Origin of the sequence: Hathewaya histolytica, assembly GCF_901482605.1 — a bacterium.
GTDB classification, from domain to species: domain Bacteria; phylum Bacillota; class Clostridia; order Clostridiales; family Clostridiaceae; genus Hathewaya; species Hathewaya histolytica.
The window spans coordinates 660,511-679,622 of sequence record NZ_LR590481.1 but is presented as its reverse complement, the minus strand read 5'-3'; the positions used below and the strand labels follow the sequence as shown (position 1 = coordinate 679,622).

General features: G+C 27.8%; 11 protein-coding genes and 1 other annotated feature. Of the genes, 2 read left to right on the top strand and 9 right to left on the bottom strand.

What is annotated here, in order from left to right; translation table 11 throughout:
* Nucleotides 1–117 precede the first annotated feature (117 nt).
* The 5 genes from FGL08_RS03060 to FGL08_RS03040 all read right to left on the bottom strand — a co-directional run bounded on the left by FGL08_RS03060 (nt 118) and on the right by FGL08_RS03040 (nt 5,481).
* Entirely contained in the window at nt 118–807 is a 690-nt protein-coding gene (locus tag FGL08_RS03060) for a metallophosphoesterase (RefSeq protein WP_138209402.1), read from the bottom strand.
* A 14-nt stretch (nt 808–821) separates the two neighbouring features.
* Nucleotides 822–1,082, bottom strand: a complete 261-nt coding sequence (locus FGL08_RS03055; RefSeq protein ID WP_138209401.1) for an EscU/YscU/HrcU family type III secretion system export apparatus switch protein — start codon at nt 1,080–1,082, stop codon at nt 822–824.
* A gap of 39 nt (nt 1,083–1,121) precedes the next feature.
* Nucleotides 1,122–2,882, bottom strand: a complete 1,761-nt coding sequence (locus tag FGL08_RS03050; RefSeq protein WP_138209400.1) for a ring-infected erythrocyte surface antigen domain-containing protein — start codon at nt 2,880–2,882, stop codon at nt 1,122–1,124.
* Nucleotides 2,883–3,052: 170 nt separating this feature from the next.
* Complete coding sequence (gene tyrS / locus FGL08_RS03045) at nt 3,053–4,270, bottom strand: tyrosine--tRNA ligase (protein ID WP_138209399.1); 1,218 nt, start codon at nt 4,268–4,270, stop codon at nt 3,053–3,055.
* A 65-nt stretch (nt 4,271–4,335) separates the two neighbouring features.
* Nucleotides 4,336–5,481 carry an AlbA family DNA-binding domain-containing protein gene (locus FGL08_RS03040; protein ID WP_138209398.1) on the bottom strand — a complete coding sequence of 382 codons (1,146 nt, stop codon included), beginning with the start codon at nt 5,479–5,481 and terminating at the stop codon, nt 4,336–4,338.
* A gap of 157 nt (nt 5,482–5,638) precedes the next feature.
* Between FGL08_RS03040 and FGL08_RS03035 the strand changes: the two genes are divergently transcribed.
* Nucleotides 5,639–5,794, top strand: a complete 156-nt coding sequence (locus FGL08_RS03035; RefSeq protein WP_138209397.1) for a lmo0937 family membrane protein — start codon at nt 5,639–5,641, stop codon at nt 5,792–5,794.
* 72 nt (nt 5,795–5,866) lie between these two features.
* Here FGL08_RS03035 and FGL08_RS03030 read toward each other — a convergent pair whose 3' ends face one another.
* From FGL08_RS03030 to FGL08_RS03020, 3 genes are all read right to left on the bottom strand, one after another.
* Complete coding sequence (locus tag FGL08_RS03030) at nt 5,867–7,459, bottom strand: peptide chain release factor 3 (RefSeq protein WP_138209396.1); 1,593 nt, start codon at nt 7,457–7,459, stop codon at nt 5,867–5,869.
* Nucleotides 7,460–7,816: 357 nt separating this feature from the next.
* Nucleotides 7,817–8,815 carry a tryptophan--tRNA ligase gene (gene trpS, locus FGL08_RS03025; RefSeq protein WP_138209395.1) on the bottom strand — a complete coding sequence of 333 codons (999 nt, stop codon included), beginning with the start codon at nt 8,813–8,815 and terminating at the stop codon, nt 7,817–7,819.
* Between the two features lie 61 nt (nt 8,816–8,876).
* Nucleotides 8,877–9,115, bottom strand: a binding site (T-box leader).
* A gap of 134 nt (nt 9,116–9,249) precedes the next feature.
* Complete coding sequence (locus tag FGL08_RS03020) at nt 9,250–9,630, bottom strand: desulfoferrodoxin (RefSeq protein ID WP_138209394.1); 381 nt, start codon at nt 9,628–9,630, stop codon at nt 9,250–9,252.
* A gap of 376 nt (nt 9,631–10,006) precedes the next feature.
* Here FGL08_RS03020 and FGL08_RS03015 point away from each other — a divergent pair, with 376 nt between their 5' ends.
* Nucleotides 10,007–10,228 (top strand): hypothetical protein, encoded by a 222-nt coding sequence (locus tag FGL08_RS03015; protein ID WP_138209393.1) that lies wholly within the window; start codon nt 10,007–10,009, stop codon nt 10,226–10,228.
* Between the two features lie 207 nt (nt 10,229–10,435).
* Here the strand turns inward: FGL08_RS03015 and FGL08_RS03010 are convergent, their stop codons facing one another.
* On the bottom strand, nt 10,436–19,051 hold the full coding sequence (locus FGL08_RS03010; protein ID WP_138209392.1) for a GH36-type glycosyl hydrolase domain-containing protein: 8,616 nt from the start codon (nt 19,049–19,051) through the stop codon (nt 10,436–10,438).
* Between the last annotated feature and the right edge of the window lie 61 nt (nt 19,052–19,112).

Sequence of the window (19,112 nt, the reverse complement as noted above, 5' to 3'; positions counted from 1 at the left end):
CCTCTTTTAACTTTTATTTTCAAATATCTAATATATCCTTCTAATACCATATTATAATACAACAAAACATAGTAATAAATATATATTTACAAAAACTATATTATATAAACCTATATTTTAATCTAATATTTTTTTAGGATAAAAGTTTAAATAATCACTAGAGGTCATTATATATTCTATTCCATCTCTATGTCCTTCGAAAACTTTCTTTAGTGAGGGACCATGTAAATGACCGTAAATAACTTTTTCAACATTAAACTCTTTTAGAATCTTAATAAATTCTGTATCCTCCATATTAGGATAAATAGGGGGATAATGAGTCATTACTATAAATTTTGAAAATCCTTTTTTACGTCCCTCTTCTAAGGATAACCTGAGTCTTATACATTCTCTTTTAAATATTTTCTCGTCATTTGAGGTAAAATTTGTCCCTCCCGGTAATATCCATCCTCTTGTACCGCAGATTGCATAATCTTCATATGAAAAAGAGTTATTTTGTATAAAGTTTAGGTCATCATACATACTATTTAACCTTTTTATTCCACTCCACCAGTAGTCATGATTACCTTTAACTAATATTTTATCGCCAGGAAGGTTATGTATCCAATTTAAATCTTCAAAACCTTCTTCTATATTCATAGACCAAGATATATCCCCTGCTATTAACACAGTATCCTTATCCTTTATTTCTTTTAACCAATTTTCTTTTATTTTTTCTTCATGCATATACCAGTTATCACCAAAGATATCCATTGGTTTATCTATAGTAAACGCTAAATGTAAATCAGATATTGACCATAATGCCATAATAATATCACACCTTATTCTAATGTACTATCTATACTCATAATATATGCGAGTATTGTAGCAACTGCTTCGTATACCTCCTCTGGTATACTATCTCCTACTTCTACCTTAGTTAAGAGCTCCGTAAGTTCCTTGTTTTCTATAATCGGCACATTACCTTCCATAGCCTTTTCTAAAATCTTCTCAGCAATATATCCCGTACCTGAAGCTGTAACTATAGGAGGTTCATATATATTATCATATTTTAAAGCTGCTGCTTTTTTTCGCTCTTTCATAATATTATCACATCCTATATAAAAAATAAAATTATTATTCTATATTAAAGTATTAATACTGCTAAAACTAGGATCTTCAAAAAACTCACAAGAATTTGTTAAACTTATTTCTTTTTCTATCTCTTGTATTACAATATTAGATTTATATCCCATATCATTTAAACTATTTACTAATCTATATTTAAACTTATTTAATACATTTTTAAAGCTATTATTAACCTTTATCTTAAGGTCTAAATGATTATCTTTAATGGTTATATAATTATCTATAGGTCCCATATTTAAAGTTTTTATACTAGCTACTATTTTTATATCTTTTGGATATATTGTTTTATTTTGATTATTTTTATTCTTAATAATTAATTTAAATGGATATTCATTTTCTATTACCTTTAAGGGAAAATCTAAATAATAGTATTCATTATAAATGGAATTGAGTATCTTTAAATTGTTTATAGGAATTTTAACATGTTCTAAATTTGTTTTGTCTTGGAATATCAAATTTGATTCTGTAAGTTTTATTATAGACTTTATATTAGTTTTTATTATATCTATATTTTTTGATATATCTTCTTTTAAATTCTTACCTAATGAAATAAGAGCCTTTATATCATCACTTAAATTTTCATTGGAGGCATCTACAATATTATTTTCAGTATCTTTAGCTAGGAGGTTTATTTTCTTCTCTACATATTCATATAATGTCTTGTCTCCAACAGCTTTTAGATAACCTTTTAAAATATCTATATTATTTTTAGTATTTAAGTTTTTTTCTTCTAAGCTAGATATAGATTTTTCTTTTAAAAATTCTATATGACGTTCACCTTCTAATAAAACTTTATCATTACTAGTATTGTTCTCCTTAATTTCTGTATTATCCCCTATGTACTTTTTATTTAAGTCTAAAATACTTGCATCTTCTACATTAGCCCTCTGCATATTAGAATGCTTTAACTCTATATTATTTTCTTTGTTTTCTGCATTCGCTCCTGTATTTATCAACTGTATATTATCTAAATCACCTAAGTTTAATTCTTGTTTTAAATTTATTGTTTTTGAATCTATTTCTTTAAAATCTACGCCTCTAGAACTATCTAATATATCCTCAAAATGCAATATAATTTTTTCCAGTTCATTAGAAAGCACATTATCATTTTCAATAATATACTTTATTCCTTCTATATTTTCCTTGTTAAGTTCTAAATTGTTCTCCTTAAAAAACATAATAGAATCTAAATCACAGGTTCTTAAATCTTTAAAACAATCTTTTAAAATTTTATATGAAATTTCACCTTTATCAGACTGTAAATCTATATCTGATTTATCTAAAATTAATTTTAAAAATTCTTCTTCTTCAACTTGTATTTTCTCTTTTAAGTTTAGAATGTTTTTCATTTCCGCAATATTATCTTTAGTTAGTGTAATATTGTGTTTTAACATTTTACTTAATAGTTCTACATTTTCTTCATTATCTTCCAAACCCAACTCTGCAAGAATATTTTCAAAGGGATTAATCTCTTCTTCTTTTTCTACTATCTCTGATAATTTAAGCTTTAATTTACCATCAGAAAGACCTTCTACTGTAAATCTTAGAATATCACCTTCCATACGCTCTAAATTTTCTAAGACTTCTGCTTTAAACTCTGAACCATTAGCTAATTTAAGAGTAATTTCCCCCGTTTCTTTATCTACACCACAAAGCTTTGCATAAAACTTTTGTCCTTGAGTAAAAAAAAGTTTAGTTTTAAATTTTTTTTTATCTATATACTTTACGGAACTTACATCTAAAATTTTATCCATTAATATTTCCTCCAAAATACACTTCTTTTATATTATCGATAGGATTACCCCTATTGTTTAGAAGAAAAATACAAGTATATTTTTATATATTAATATTCAAAATTAAAAAGTGGCTAAAAAGATTTTAACATTAAATTAAATACCTTTTTAGCCACTAGGAATTAGTTTTACTATTTTAATATAATTCTATATATTTTTTTCTTTCCTTTTCTTATTAAAGCTTCTCCATCTTTTATGTGTTCTTCATTAAGTGTGAAGCTTATATCAGAAACTTTCTCTTCATTTATTGATAATCCACCTTGCTCTATTAATCTTCTTCCCTCTTTTTTAGATGGAACAATTTTATAAGTTGATACTAAGTCTAAAATTGAAGTACCTATATCATCTTTACTTATTTCTACAGTTGGAGCATTACTTAAATCTCCACCATTTCCAAATAAAGCTTCTGCAGCTTCTTTTGCTTTATTAGCTTCTTCTTCCCCATGTATTAGTTTAGTAACTTCATATGCTAAAACTTTTTTTGCATTATTCATTTCAGAACCTTTTATAGCACATAGTTTCTTAACCTCATCCATTGGAACAAAAGTTAATAGAGATAAACATTTCTCTACATCATCATCATGTACATTTCTCCAGTATTGATAAAATTCATATGGTGAAGTTTTTTCAGGATCAAGCCAAAGTGCTCCATTAGCTGTCTTACCCATCTTTTTGCCTTCACTATTTGTAAGTAATGTACAAGTCATTGCATAAGCTGGCTTTGATTTTTTTCTTCTAATTAAATCCATACCGGCAATCATGTTAGACCATTGATCGTCGCCTCCAAGTTGCATAGTACAGTTATATTTTTCATTTAACTGTAAAAAATCATAACCTTGCATTAACATATAGTTAAACTCTAAGAAAGATAATCCTTTTTCTAGTCTTTGCTTAAAACATTCTGCTGTAAGCATTTTATTTACTGAGAAATGACACCCAATGTCTCTTATAAACTCTATATAATTTAATTTATTTAACCACTCTGCATTATTAACTAATAGTGCTTTATCATCAGTAAAATCTATTAATCTTGATAATTGTTTTTTTATACAGTTTACATTATGCTCAATTTTTTCTTCTGTAAGCATTTGTCTCATATCGGTTCTTCCTGATGGATCTCCTATCATTCCAGTTCCGCCACCCACAAGAGCAATTGGTCTATGTCCAGCCCTTTGCATATGAGCCATAAACATCATTGCGATAAAATGACCTACATGTAAACTATCAGCAGTTGGATCAAATCCTATGTAAAAAGTTACTTTTTCCTTTCCTAGTATATCTTTTATTTCTTCATGTGTAGTTTGCTTAATGTATCCACGTTCCATTAAGACATCAAATACATTTGTCATCTAGCTTCCTCCTAACTTATATATAAGTATAACTAAATCTTATCTAGCAAAACTTAGCATACTATCTAAACGTAATCTCGTATACCTGGATAAGAAATTTTAAAATAGTTGTTTTTTCTAGAATTTAAAAAATAAACTTTTTTACCTTTTGACAGAAAAGAATTTTTTATTATAGAAAATCCGCTTCCTGTATTCAAAAAACGTTTTTTATTATCTATAAAAATTAACTTTTCATAAATCCACATGTTTCTTTTTATATAGGAATTTTTTTTACCACCTTTATTCTTATCCATACATCCTGGGCTTATTAAAGTTATATTATCATTGCTAATTTTAATTTCTATAATTTTATCATACACAGTATAGTCACGATATAGGATTGCATTCTTTAATCCTTCATAAATAGCTATAATTGGATAATTTCTTGGTAGATTATTATTTAAATATTCCTCCGCCTTATCCAATATATCTAGAAGCTTTCCTGATAATATTAGTATTTCTTCCTTGTCCCCCATATTGTTGATTATTTTAATTTTATTTTGAGGAATATATATACTATTATAACGTGAAAATACCAAAAGTCCACCCAAAGTTATCATTAACCTAGCTGTCTCCTTGTCCTTTACTACTATGCCGGAATTTATCATAAGTTCCTCTATGTTGCTTGAATTATACTGAAGACCTTGAAGAAAAAAATACTGTTTTACTAATTTCATATCTAAATGCTCTATATTGCTTCTAGTTATTGGATAAAGTTCTGCATTAAAAGTTAGATTCTCACTTAACAAAGTTACTAGTTCTTCTTTTCTCATTATATCTGTAGTAGAACCACGTCTTATATAAAATGCTCCATTATATCTTACTTGATATGGTTTTTGATCACCATCATAAATAGTTATTACACCAATGCTCTTACCATTTAAATTAACATAATCTAATTTTATAGGTATAGGTGGATCGCATCTGGAACTAACTATCTGTTGTATTTGCTCCTCTCTTAAAAGAGTAGGATCAAAGCCAACTATTTTCTTCGTCTTATCTTCAACTCCAATAATTATATAACCTCTACCACCTCTCGCATTTGCCATAGCACAAATGTCTTTTGCAAGTTCTTTTTTGGAACTTGTTGATTTTGTATCTATTTTAACTTTGAAATCTAACTTCGCATTCTCATCCTTTTTTAATAAATTTCTAAGCTTTTTTTTATTCATATTTATACCCCAAACTATAAATTTATATATCCCTTCATTATATATTAATATATAAATAATAAATAAATAGCACTAATTAATAAGTGAAAATAATAATTTCTTTTAAATTGGGAAAAATATATTTTATATATAACTTTTTCTTTTATAGGAGGAAAACATGAAATTCTTAAGATATCTAAGTGGAGCCATTTTTCTTTTGTGGCTTCTAGGAATTGTGTTTAGATTTGGTGGGAAAATTATAAATACTTTATTAATTGTATCTATTATAGTTTTTATTTTTGATACTTTTAGAACAAAAAATATACATAGTTAAAGTGTTAAATTTCTTGATATACTAAATCATAGATATAAAAAATTGCTGACATAATTATCAGCAATTTTTATTTTACTCTGCTTTACCTATATTAGAAAGCACAAGACCTTTATTGTGTTCTAAAGCCCAACTTATTCCCCAATCACTTTGGAATAATAGTATACTTCTATCTTTTAAGTCATTTACAAGTTTTGTATCACTAGTTAAACTTAATTTTTCTGGTTTTACTTCAGAACTTTCAATCCATCTTATATTTCTAAATGCAAGTCTTTCTAACTTGATTTCAACATTATACTCATTCTTAAGTCTATATTCTAAAACTTCAAATTGTAGTACCCCTACAACTCCAACTATAATTTCCTCAATACCTATAAAAGGTTCCTTAAATACTTGTATAGCTCCCTCTTGAGCTATTTGGGTTATACCTTTTATAAATTGCTTCCTCTTCATAGTATCCACTGGTTTAACTCTTGCAAAATTCTCTGGAGCAAAACTTGGAATACCTTCAAATTTAAATATGTTATTAACCGGACATATGGTATCACCTATGCTAAATATTCCTGGATCAAATACACCTATAATATCTCCTGCATAAGCTTCTTCTACTATTTCTCTATCTTGTGCTAAGAATTGTTGTGGTTGAGATAATCTAATCTTTTGTTTCCCTTGAGCATGATACACTTCCATACCTTTTTCAAACTTTCCAGAACATATTCTCATAAAGGCAATTCTATCCCTATGTGCCTTATTCATATTAGCCTGAATTTTAAACACAAAGGCAGAAAATTGATCATCGTAAACATCGATATTTCCCTGTTCTGAATTTCTTGTTAATGGAGGAAGACTTAGTTTTAAGAATTCTTTTATAAATGGTTCTACTCCAAAGTTACTTAATGCACTTCCAAAGAATACTGGAGTTAATCTTCCATTTTTAACAGCCTCATAGTCAAATTCATCTCCCGCTATATCTAAAAGCTCTATTTCTTCTAAAAGCTTATTATAATAATGTCCACCTATAACCTCTTCTAGATTAGGATCATCTATATCTATAAATACAGACTCTGCTTGAGACTGACCATGTTTGCCACCATTAAACACTTGTACCTTTTTACTATCTCTGTGATATACACCCTTAAAATCTCTTCCACATCCTATTGGCCAATTTATAGGATAGGATTTTATGCCTAATTCATTTTCTATATCTTCCATTAATGAAAATGGGTCTTTAATTTCTCTATCTAACTTATTTATAAAAGTAAATATAGGTATTTCTCTTATACTACAGACATGGAATAATTTTCTTGTTTGTTCTTCTATACCCTTAGCTCCATCAACCACCATAACAGCACTATCTGCAGCCATTAGCGTTCTATATGTATCTTCACTAAAGTCTTGGTGTCCTGGAGTATCTAATATATTAATACAAAAATTGTTATATCTAAATTGTAAAACAGATGATGTAACAGAAATTCCTCTTTGTTTTTCTATTTCCATCCAGTCAGACACAGCATGTTTTGATGCTTTTCTAGCTTTAACAGAACCTGCTTCTCTAATAGCTCCCCCGTATAAAAGTAATTTTTCTGTTAAGGTAGTCTTACCAGCATCTGGGTGAGATATTATAGCAAAGGTTCTTCGCTTCTCTATTTTACTTTTTAAATCTTCCACAGCGTTCTCCTCCTTCTTATCTTAAATTTACTATAAACTATGTATTATATTCTTATGTTCTTAAGTCTATACTTATATTCTGTTTTTAAACAAAATTTATTATACTTTATGATTTTAACTTTATTATACTTCCCTGTCAATGTTATTAACCCTAAGTGAACTACCATCTAAGCAATCACTAGGGGTCCCAAGTACTTTCTATAAATATGATATTTATAGAATTAAAAATAATAATTATTTGTATAAAACTTTTCATTTATTAGAAAAACAAAAGATTTATCACAAAATTTAAGTAGTGATAAATCCCTTATTTCTAAATATATTTCAATTATTATATAAATAATTCTATTTAATATTCTAAAATTGAATGAAACCTATTTTTTTCTGCATTTTTCTTAAGGTTTTCCTAGATACATAGTTTGCCTTATCAGCACCCTTTTTATAGATTTCTTCTAAATAAGATTTATTCTCTAAAAGTTCTTTAACTTTATTTTGAATTGGTTCTAATTCTTCTATTATAGCCTCTGCCACATCTTTTTTAAACTGAGCATATCCCATTCCTTTATACTTTTCTTCAATTTCTTCAATACCAATACCTGTTATTACATTTAATATAGTTATTAGATTTTTAACACCTGGTTGTTCATCACTATACCTAACCTCGCCTATACTATCAGTAACTGATCTATTTATCTTCTTTCTAATAACTTCTGGAGGATCCATCATAAGTATATATGAGTTAGGGTTATCAGAAGACTTAGACATTTTTTTAGTTGGCTCCTGAAGATTCATTATTTTAGCTCCTGAATCTGAAATATAAGGTTCTGGAATAGTAAATGTAGGACTATATAAATTATTAAATCTTTGAGCTAAATCTCTTGTTATTTCAAGATGCTGTTTCTGATCCTTACCTACTGGTACTAAATCCGTATTATATAATAATATATCTGATGCCATTAGTACTGGATAATTCAATAATCCAGCACTTACAGACTCACCATAGCGTTGTGATTTATCTTTATATTGAGTCATTCTAAATAATTCCCCAATATATGTGTTACAATTTAAAAGCCATGCAGCTTCTGAATGTGCAGGTACATGTGACTGTATAAATATAGTATTCTTATCTGGGTCTATACCAGATGCTACATATATAGCTAAAACTTCTAAAGTCCTTCTCCTTAAATCTTTTGGCTCCTGTTTTACAGTTATGGCATGTAAGTCCACTACACAATAATAACAATCATATTCTTCCTGTAATTTAACCCAGTTTTTTATAGCACCTAAATAGTTTCCTAAAGTTAAATTACCTGAAGGCTGAATTCCACTAAATATTACTTTCTTTTTATCTTCCATGTTCCAACTCTCCTTATGAAAAATCAATTTTTATGTATTAAAAAATCCTATGGTATAAAAACCATAGGACGTAATTTCTACGTGGTACCACCTAATTTTAAGAATCTATATTATAGATTTCTCCTCATATAGGATAATATTTATCCTAGCCTGTAACGTATGCTTAACGTGTAAAACTAATAAAATTTCGCCTTACCTTCTCAGAGTCCCACTTCAACTTAAACATAATACTATATTCTCAGCAACCATAGCTCTCTGTAAATCTGTTTTTAAGTCTACTCTTCTCTTCATAGAATTTATGTGTTTAATCTTAAATTAAAAATATTTATTTAATATATCGTATGACTTTTTTAATTTATTGTCAAGGGGGATAAAAAAATAAGGAAGGTATAAACCCTCCTTTTTAAGTCAGAAATTATTGTTGCTTTTTTATATTATAATTCAGTCATCCATAAACCATGTAAGTTACAGTATTCTCTAACAAATTTAACTTCTTCATCTATTAAGAATATAGTTTCTGGTTTTTCTCCTGGTTTTAGATATTTTCTATATACCTTAGTTTCTGTATGTGCTTCTATCCATTCTATTTGATGTTCCTCACCCATTGGATGTTCTACTTCTCCCACAGTTACCTTTATTCCGCCTTCTATCTTTTCAACAACTGGTACGTGTTTTTCTCCTGCACCATCTTTTTCTAATTCGCTTTTTAAAGTCATTGGTTTTCCACAACAAACTAATTGTCCTTGTCCCTCATGGATAACTTCTACCATATTACCACAAACTTCACATTTATAAACTTGATTTAATTTTGTCATTTATATTCCTCCCTTAATAAAAATATAAATTTCAACCATATTTAAATTTTATACTATATCATATAAAATAGTAACTTCTACCGTAGATTATTCTAAAAAAATTAACATAATTTACTTTATGATTAGATTATATCACGTAATTTTATTTTTTCAAGTAATTATTGTTAATTAATAATAATTATTTTCAATTTATTTTATCAATAATTTATACTTTTAAGTGGAATAATAAATTTATAAACTATTATCTAAATCTATAAGTATGTTTGAATTAATTTTTAAGACTATAGTATCTTTATGTTAAATTTTAAAAAATCAAATATCTAACTATAAGCTTTTATAAAATAAATAGAATATGAAATGAAAGAAGGTAATATATATGGATAAAAACAATAAAAAATTTTCTTATGGACCTCATAAGAGAGAGTACATGGAAGCTCCTAGGAAAGTAATTAAAGCATATTCAGAAAAAGGTGATTTTACTCTTCTACCAGATAATGTTCAAGATGATATAGTTGTAAATAACATTTCAAATCAGGAGTTTGACTACACGTATGGTGATATAGAAAAGGATAATCTAAACAATCTTACAGATGTGTAATTTAGATATAGTACTTAAATTGTATAGACTTAAATAAATTAAATTTAAAATTAATTATATATAATTAATAGTCTTAGGTTATATTATTAATTTAATATTAAGTCATAACAAAAAACACTATCATAATTCATTAAACAAATGAATCTGATAGTGTTTTTCTTATATCTTTTACTTTACATTCATTAAGAAACTATTCCCAGATTTTTTTTAAATAATTACTTCTACTATATGAGTCTTTTTATCATTTAAATATGGTATTATATTGCCTTTTATAACTTTATCATCTACTATAACTTTTTTATCATTACCACGTTTTACTTTTATTTTATATAATGTTTCATCTTTAGAATAATCTATAGAATACTCCTTCCAATCATTAGGTACGCATGGCTCTATATAAAATCCTTCTTTTCCTTTTAGTTTTAAGCCTAAAATCCCTTCTAAAGCAACCTTATACATCCAACCTGCAGTACCTGTATACCAGCTCCAACCGCCTCTACCTACATGTGGTTCTACTCCATATACATCTGCACTCATAACATAGGGCTCTGTTTTATAAATATTACATTTTTCTTCTGTATCTGTATGATTTATAGGATTTATCATATTAAAAAGTTTAAGAGCTTTATCATACTGTTTTAAATGACACATAGCTAAAATAACCCAAGTTGATGCATGTGTATATTGACCTCCATTCTCTCTTACTCCTGGAACATAACCCTTTATATACCCAGGTTCTAATTCTGATTTGTAAAATGGAGGAGTTAATAAAAGAATTAAACCGTCCTCTTCTTTTATTAAATATTTCTCAATATATTTAATGGCACTATGAATTTTCTCTTTTTCTCCTCCACCTGAGATTATTGCCCAGGATTGAGATATGGAATCTATTTTACATTCTTCATTTTCTGATGAACCAAGAGGTGTACCATCGTCAAAGTAAGCTCTTCTATACCAATTTCCATCCCAAGCATTTTTGTTAAGATTCACTTTTATGAAGTTTTGCATATTTTTATACCTTATGCACTTTTCTTTGTCTTTTTTATATTCGCATATTTTATAAAAATCTTTTAGTATGGAGTATAAAAACCATCCTACCCAAACACTTTCACCTCTTCCTTTATTGCCAACAGTACTCATTCCATCATTCCAATCACCACTACCCATTAATGGGATATTATGAACTCCAAATTTTAAAGCTCTCTCTATACTTTTTATGCAATGAGTATATATATCTTCTTTTATTTGTGATTTTCTTGATATAGTATACCTTTCGTCTTCTCCTTCTCTCAGTGGATCATCCTCTAAATAACCAACCTTTTCATCTAATATAGAGTAATCTCCCGTACTTTTTATATAATCCAAAGTTACATAAGGTAACCATAAAAGATCATCTGAAAATCTTGTTCTGATTCCACTATCTACTACAGGATGCCACCAATGTTGAACATCCCCTTCATAAAACTGCCTTGATGCACTGTATAGAATTTGTTCTCTTGTAATATTAGAATCTAAATATAATATAGATAAGACATCCTGTAATTGATCCCTAAATCCAAAAGCTCCACCCGACTGATAGAACGCTGTCCTTGCCCATAGTCTACATGATATATTTTGATACATTAACCATCCATTAACCATTATGTCAAGAGATTTTTCTGGAGTTTTAACTTTTATTCTTCCTAATATATCTTCCCAGTAACTTATGGTTTTTTGTAGTTCAACATCTACATTTTCATTTATTTCATAAGACTTTATTATATCTTCTATACTTTTAAACTCTTCTTCCTCACCAAATAAAATAGTTATTTCTTTTTCTTCACCAGCTTCTATTGTTATATCTCCTTTTATAGCAAAGCAAGGATCCATACCAGCTCCTACTGTGTTAGAAAGTTTTTCTTTTTTAATTGCTTCTGGAGATGTTACATCACCCATTCTTCCAATAAATTCTGTTCTAGAACCTGTATAACTTATATTATCTACTCCTAAAATCTTTATATATGAATATATATCTTTAAAATTCATGCTATAAGGATTCTTAGCATATAGAAATCCTGATGAGTCATAGAATGTAACTATTCTATCTGCTGTATGCTCTGGAACAACGCCTTTTACCAATCTTGCATAGTATGTGGGACTTAAAACTCTTTTTTTCTTCTCAGTATTCTTTAATCTTACTTTTATTAACTTTAATTTTTTATCCATCGCAACAAACATAGTTTCTTCACATTCTATGCCACAAACATTATGCATAAATTTAGAATACCCAAATCCATGAATTATAGAATAATCTCCTCTATCTCTTATAGGTCGTGGAGTAATACTCCAAAAATTTTTGGATTCTTCGTCTTTAATATATAAAACTTCAGAGGGTGTATCACATATCCAATCATTATTCCAATGAGTTATCTTATTTTCTCTGCTGTTTCCACTCCAAGTATATGCACTACCACTTTCAGATACGTGGAATCCGAAGTTTTCATTTGATATTACATTTATCCATGGAGTTGGTGTGTTTTTTCCTTCTGTAATATGAATTATATATTCTCTACCATCTTCAGAGAATCCACCATAGTTATTGTAAAATTTAATAGGCGGAAGTTCTAATTTTCTTCCTGGTTCATTATCTACATTATTAATCTCTAAATTACTTTCTATATTTATAGGATCTTCTGTACTAATCTGGGATTTAATAAAATCTCCCTCAGCATCTATAACTATCCTAGCTAGAGCTTTCAATAACTCAATATCTTCACCTAAAATCAAACTTTTATTTAATACAAATATTCCTCCACTTTTATTTAATTTATCTCTTCCTCCGTTTGAATATATAGTATCCATAATGCTTTTATGAACAACTTGATGATAACTGTTTTCCTCTTCATCAATAACTACAAAGTCTAACTTAAGTCCTTTTAAAGTCAAATATTCATGAGCATTTAAAAGTTGATTTAACTTACCTATATTATTTTCTGAATTAATTTTTAAAACTACTATTGGTAAATCACCTGAAATTCCATAAGACCAAAGGGTATTCTGACTCTTTATTATGTTTTTAATATACTCTTCCCTTGCTCTCATCAATGGAGATAAGTAAAGTATCCTACTTGCCATATTCTGATATAAATTAGCTTGAGGAGATTTTATTCCTAAGTATCTCATTTCCATTTGAGCGCTATTAAATGATAGTGCATACTGCCTTTTAATAATATTCATATCACTATATTTTTCAGCTAAATTTATAGCCTCACTCCTGCTTCTACAATATCCAGTAACAAAAGCGACTTCTATCTTCTCACCTTTTGGTATCCGTATTTTTCTTTTTAAGCTTATTATTGGGTCTAATACAACTCCACTGCTATTACTTAGTTTCTCTCTCTCTAATGCTATAGGTTGCTTTTTGTTCCTTCCTCTCCCAATAAAATCTATTCTTGCTGTTTCATATTCAATATCATCTAAAATTTCACCTTTAACTGCCATAGTATGCATTAAATAAGGTATTTCTTTTTCCTTAGCTCTTGGTCTTCTTTTACAAATTAACACCTCAGGATTATCTACAAATTCTGTAGTTATAAATAGGTTGCTAAAAGCCTGGTGTACAAGATCTCCATCATATCCTGCTAAAACTACCTCTGCATAACTTATAACTTCAATTATTTTATCTTGTTCATCTAAATTTTTTAAGCTTAGCTTTCTAATTTCAACATCATCTTCTTTAGACACACTTATCTTGGTTTTACATAAAATATTCTTATATGTTTTTTTAAATTCTGCCTTATCTATGGAAAATGTTACTTCATAATCTTCTCCTTCTTCCATAGTAGGAGCATATGTTGCACTCCAGTAGTACTTAGTTGCATTATCTTTAATGTATACATATAACCCTGTGTTATCTTCTGTAACATCTTCTCTCCATCTATATAAAAATGTATCTTGCAATTTTGTATATCCACTTCCGCTATTAGATACCATGAGATGTAAGTTATCATTAGATAATAATTGGACTTCTGGCACACTAGTTTTTGCTGTTTTATATGTTCTAGTTATAATTCTTTGTTTTTCAAACTTGCTTTCTTTTAAATCAAATTTATATTCTCTATCATATAATACTTTATTAGGTATCTTCTCTTGTAATAAAAGTTCCGTAGCCTTCACTATCGGAATATTATGGAATCTATTTTGAAGAATATTTTTATTTAATACATTGTCTATAGCCATTAAACTCATGCCCTGATGATGAATCATATAGGATTTTACTATTTCACTATTACTTTCTTTATTTACTCTATTTTTTGTATAATCTATAGCTTCATAAAATCCATAAGTTCCTTCTAATCCTGCCTTAATTAATCTTTTTATATTAATTAAAGAATGTTTTAATTCCTTTTGAAGGGATAGTATAGTTGAATAAGGTGAAATTACAAGTTCGTTTATTAGACCCCTTTTAAGTCCTATGCCTGGTACCCCAAAGGCTTTATATTGATAATTTTTATTTATATCAAAGGTATAAAAACCTGATTCTGATATACCAAAAGGTACACCTCTTCGTTTAGCATATTTTATTTGACCTTCTATTACAGAACGATATGTCCTATCCAATATTGTATGTGGATAAGTTTTCATTATTAGCAAAGGCATGAAGTATTCGAACATAGTTCCACTCCATGAAACTAAACCTTTACTTCTTCCCATAAATGTCATACTTCTTCCTAGTTTAAACCAATGTTCTTTAGGAACCTCTCCTTTTGCTATAGCAACAAAACTTGCCTGTCTAGATTCTGATGCTAATAGGTCATAGTAACTTTTATTTATCTTATTATTTTCCATATCAAAACCTATAGAAAATAAATTTTTATCCTTATCATATAGGAATTTAAAATCTGTTTCCTCTGCTATATTATACAATTCCATGGATAAACTATTTATTCTATCTATAATAGAAACTATATATATCCTACTAGCTTTTACTGCATCTATTAAATCTTCTTTTACACCATTATTTTTATTAATTAAATCATCTTCAAGTGTATAGAGGATTTCAGGAATATTTTTTAAAGAAATTTTACTTGGTATATCTATAAGTTTATTTTTTATTTCCTCACTTACTTCCCCTTCATCTAATATTTTTATCCATGGAAAAGTTTTATCTAATTCCTCTATATGATTTTGAATATCTTTCTTTAGTTTATATGTCCAGTAATATATATGTTTCTCTTCTCTTTCATAAATACTATTCACTGCTTTTAATATATTTAATAAGTCTTTTCTCCATGATATTATATTAGCATCTATTTCTTCACTTATACTTATATTATTAAGTTCATTTGATTCACCTAATAATTGATTTAATTCATTTTTACTTAAGCTCAAAGTATCTTTTAACCCTATTTTAATTCTTTTATTTACATATGGTAGATTTAATTCTTCCTCAAGTGTTTCCGAACATAACCAAAGATACCCTACTAAGTTACCACTATCTACTGTAGACACAAATCTAGGATATAGTGGTTCACTGGTTAGTGTATTATACCAATTATAAAAGTGACCTTTATATTTAGATAAATTATTCATGGATATTACGGTGTTATCTAGTCTTTCTAAACATTGAAGAAGTCCTATATAACCCATATCTAGAGCTACTATGTTTGAAGTTAAAGTCATACCAATATTAGTTGGAGAAGTCCTATGTGCTACACCATTAGGAGGATTTTCTTGAAAGTTATCAGGTCCTAGCCAATTGTTTTCCTCATTTACAAAATCCTCAAAATAAGCCCATGTCTTTCTTGATATTCTTCTTAATATAAAAACATCTTCTTTTAAAAGACTCTCTTTCTGTTCAGTTAAAGGAAGGCTAGAATAGTATGCAAGTAATGGACTTAAAAACCAAATGGTGCAAGGTACTATCATAACCATACCTATAGCCGCAGATTTTATAAAAGATAAAAATAATATAAGTAATGATATAAAACTTCCAAACCACATAAACTTTATAAAATCATTTAATTTTGTACCCACGCTCTTTTCAACTGCTTCAGCCGTCTGCCACTGAAGAAGATTCTTTTTGCTTATAAGTATCCTGTATAAACTTCTAAAAATAGCATCTACCATCATACAAGCTTTATGAGGCAAAAATGCAAATATAAACAAAAATTGATTTAACACCATTTTGTCTGTATTAAGTCTACCTGAAACACTTATTCCCTTCATAGGCGCTACTATATTTTCTGTAATACTAAATGCTACTGGCACTACTATAGTTAAAAATGCTACCATAAACCATTTATCTATACCATTAGGAAGTATGTTTAGAAGTCCAAATAATATAGTTATCATTAAAAAGGGTGAAACTAAACTTCTTCTTAAGTTGTCAAATATTTTCCACTTACTTAAAAGATTTAGTCTAGTATTTCCTAGCCATTTAAGAAGTTGCCAATCCCCTCTTACCCACCTATGTAGCCTTTTAGAACTTGAATTATAGTATGCTGGATATGAATCTATTAATTCTATGTCACTAACTAATGCTGTTCTCATATATGAGCCTTCCAAAAGATCATGACTTAATACTGTATTTTCAGGTATTTGACCTTTTATTGTAGATATGAAAACATCTATATTATAGATACCTTTTCCAGTAAAAATCCCTTCTCCAAATAAATCTTGATATAAATCTGAAACAGCTGTACTATAAGTATCTATTCCTGTTTCTCCTGATAACACTTTAGAGAACATAGTTTTATTTCCACTAACCGTACTAACACTTATTCTAGGTTGCATTAGTCCGTATCCTCTTAAAACTTTTGTATTATCTTCATTTAAATATGGTCTATTTAATACATGTTCCATAGAACCTATTAACTTTTTAGCAGTATCTCGTGGAAGAATTGTATCCGCATCTAATGTTATTATATATTTTGCTTTCTTTAAATTTTCTATATTACTGCTTATTACATTATAAGTTGTATCTTTTGAACCTCTTAATAATAAATTAAATTCTGCTATTTTTCCTCTTTTTCTTTCCCACCCTAAAAAGTAACCTTCAGATTCATTAAATTTTCTATATCTACATAAAAAGAAAAACTTATTATGTTCTTTAAATCCATATTTATCATTTAACTTGTTTGTTTCATTTAATGCTAAATCTATAATTTCCTTATCATTTTCCTCTGTTTCATGTTTACTATCCTTAAAATCACCTAAAATAGCAAAGTAAAGATTATCCTCTCTATTAGATAAATAGTATACTTCCAAATCAGAAATTAATTTTTTCACTGTATTCCTACTAGTTATTAATGTTGGAATTATTACTACAGTTGAATTTTCTTTACTTATACCCTCTTTTAGTTCTAACTTAGGGACAAAGCTTATAGGCATTAAATGAGTAATAATCCAATTGAATATAGAAATACCTATTTCGCTACATGGAATTATTATAACTAAAAAGGCTACTATATACTTACTATATCTTATATCTGCATCTCTAATATAGCTAATATTTAAAAACACGGATGTAACCATAAGTGTTATTAAAATTGTTGCTAATAAATATATAGGTACCTTATACTTAGTGATATAATCCTTAAGTATATCTAATATATTTCTCTTCTCTTTTAAACTTCTTATTAGCTCTATTTTTCCATCATCTATAATGTAATATCCTACATGATTTAAATAATCCTTGTCACCACTGTTTTCCTTTGCAAGTTTTAAAGCTTTTTTCGCTATGAAGACCTCACTTATATCAATTTTCTTAGATATCTTGCTTATTTCATGTCTGTAAAAATCTCTTGATTTAAAATCCATCTTCATGTACTGATTTACTGGATCCTTGCTCAAAATATAATGTACACTACATAACTCCTCAAAAGTATGTTCCCAACTCAAAGCTTCCATTTTTCTTATACTACTTATACTATTTCCTAGGCTTAATTCATAATAGGATTGTCTTTTATGAGCATTAGACACAATATACTCAAAAGTAGTATGATTTCTATCTAGTTTTTCTTCAATCCAACTATAAAGTTCATGATTATCTACACCATTATCTCTAAGTAATTTTAATAACCTCTCAGTAAAAAATGGATTAAAGTCTACTTTTAATTTATACATCCTTTGCAATTCATCTTTTAACTTTTCATCATTAAATGCATTTATTAAGTTATCACCAAAGAACTCAGCCTTTGTTCTCTCTTCTTGTATAAATACTATTTTTTCACATACCCTGCTTATATTTTGTATTAAAGCTATTCTTATCATTACAGGAATAGCCCAAAGTTCCGCCATAGTGAGTATAGTATTTTTTTGATAAGATATAATAAATCTCTTAATAATATCTTCATCTATTTCACCTTCAGTATGAGAAACTATTTGAACTGCTATATGATATGCCTTTGGATATCCTCTCAGCATTCCATTTTGCATTAGTGGAAGTTCCTTGTAATAACTTTTAGGTAGACTCTCTTTTACATTTTTGTATTCTTTTTCTATTAAATATAAATTATCTAGTAACCATTCCGCTGCAGGAACTATAACCTTTTTATCTCTTACTTCTTTTTCCATAAAATTATATGTAGTAACTATATTATTAAAACTATGATCTAGATTCTTCATTAAATTTTTTCTAGTATTTATTTTCTTTTTCTCTAAATATTCTTCCGGTATATTTTGTGCATGTTTTTCTAATTTTTCATGATCTCTTGTAGATATATTTTGTATGGAATTCATTACGTTTTCTTCTTTATAAAATTTATATTTAAATATAAGTATGATTAACAAAATAAAAGCTAAAAATATTGTTAAAATTTCAAAATAGAAAAACGAGTTCATTTTATTCACCTCTTTAGTAATTAGACTTACACTTGAATTATTATTACCAAAGAAGCTATAA

What these genes read in the sequence shown, in the direction of transcription:
- FGL08_RS03060 (WP_138209402.1), bottom strand. Translation starts at nt 807, where the DNA reads ATGGCATTATGGTCAATATCTGATTTACATTTAGCGTTTACTATAGAT.
- FGL08_RS03055 (WP_138209401.1), bottom strand. Translation starts at nt 1,082, where the DNA reads ATGAAAGAGCGAAAAAAAGCAGCAGCTTTAAAATATGATAATATATAT.
- FGL08_RS03050 (WP_138209400.1), bottom strand. Translation starts at nt 2,882, where the DNA reads ATGGATAAAATTTTAGATGTAAGTTCCGTAAAGTATATAGATAAAAAA.
- tyrS (WP_138209399.1), bottom strand. Translation starts at nt 4,270, where the DNA reads ATGACAAATGTATTTGATGTCTTAATGGAACGTGGATACATTAAGCAA.
- FGL08_RS03040 (WP_138209398.1), bottom strand. Translation starts at nt 5,481, where the DNA reads ATGAATAAAAAAAAGCTTAGAAATTTATTAAAAAAGGATGAGAATGCG.
- FGL08_RS03035 (WP_138209397.1), top strand. Translation starts at nt 5,639, where the DNA reads ATGAAATTCTTAAGATATCTAAGTGGAGCCATTTTTCTTTTGTGGCTT.
- trpS (WP_138209395.1), bottom strand. Translation starts at nt 8,815, where the DNA reads ATGGAAGATAAAAAGAAAGTAATATTTAGTGGAATTCAGCCTTCAGGT.
- FGL08_RS03020 (WP_138209394.1), bottom strand. Translation starts at nt 9,630, where the DNA reads ATGACAAAATTAAATCAAGTTTATAAATGTGAAGTTTGTGGTAATATG.
- FGL08_RS03015 (WP_138209393.1), top strand. Translation starts at nt 10,007, where the DNA reads ATGGATAAAAACAATAAAAAATTTTCTTATGGACCTCATAAGAGAGAG.
- FGL08_RS03010 (WP_138209392.1), bottom strand. Translation starts at nt 19,051, where the DNA reads ATGAACTCGTTTTTCTATTTTGAAATTTTAACAATATTTTTAGCTTTT.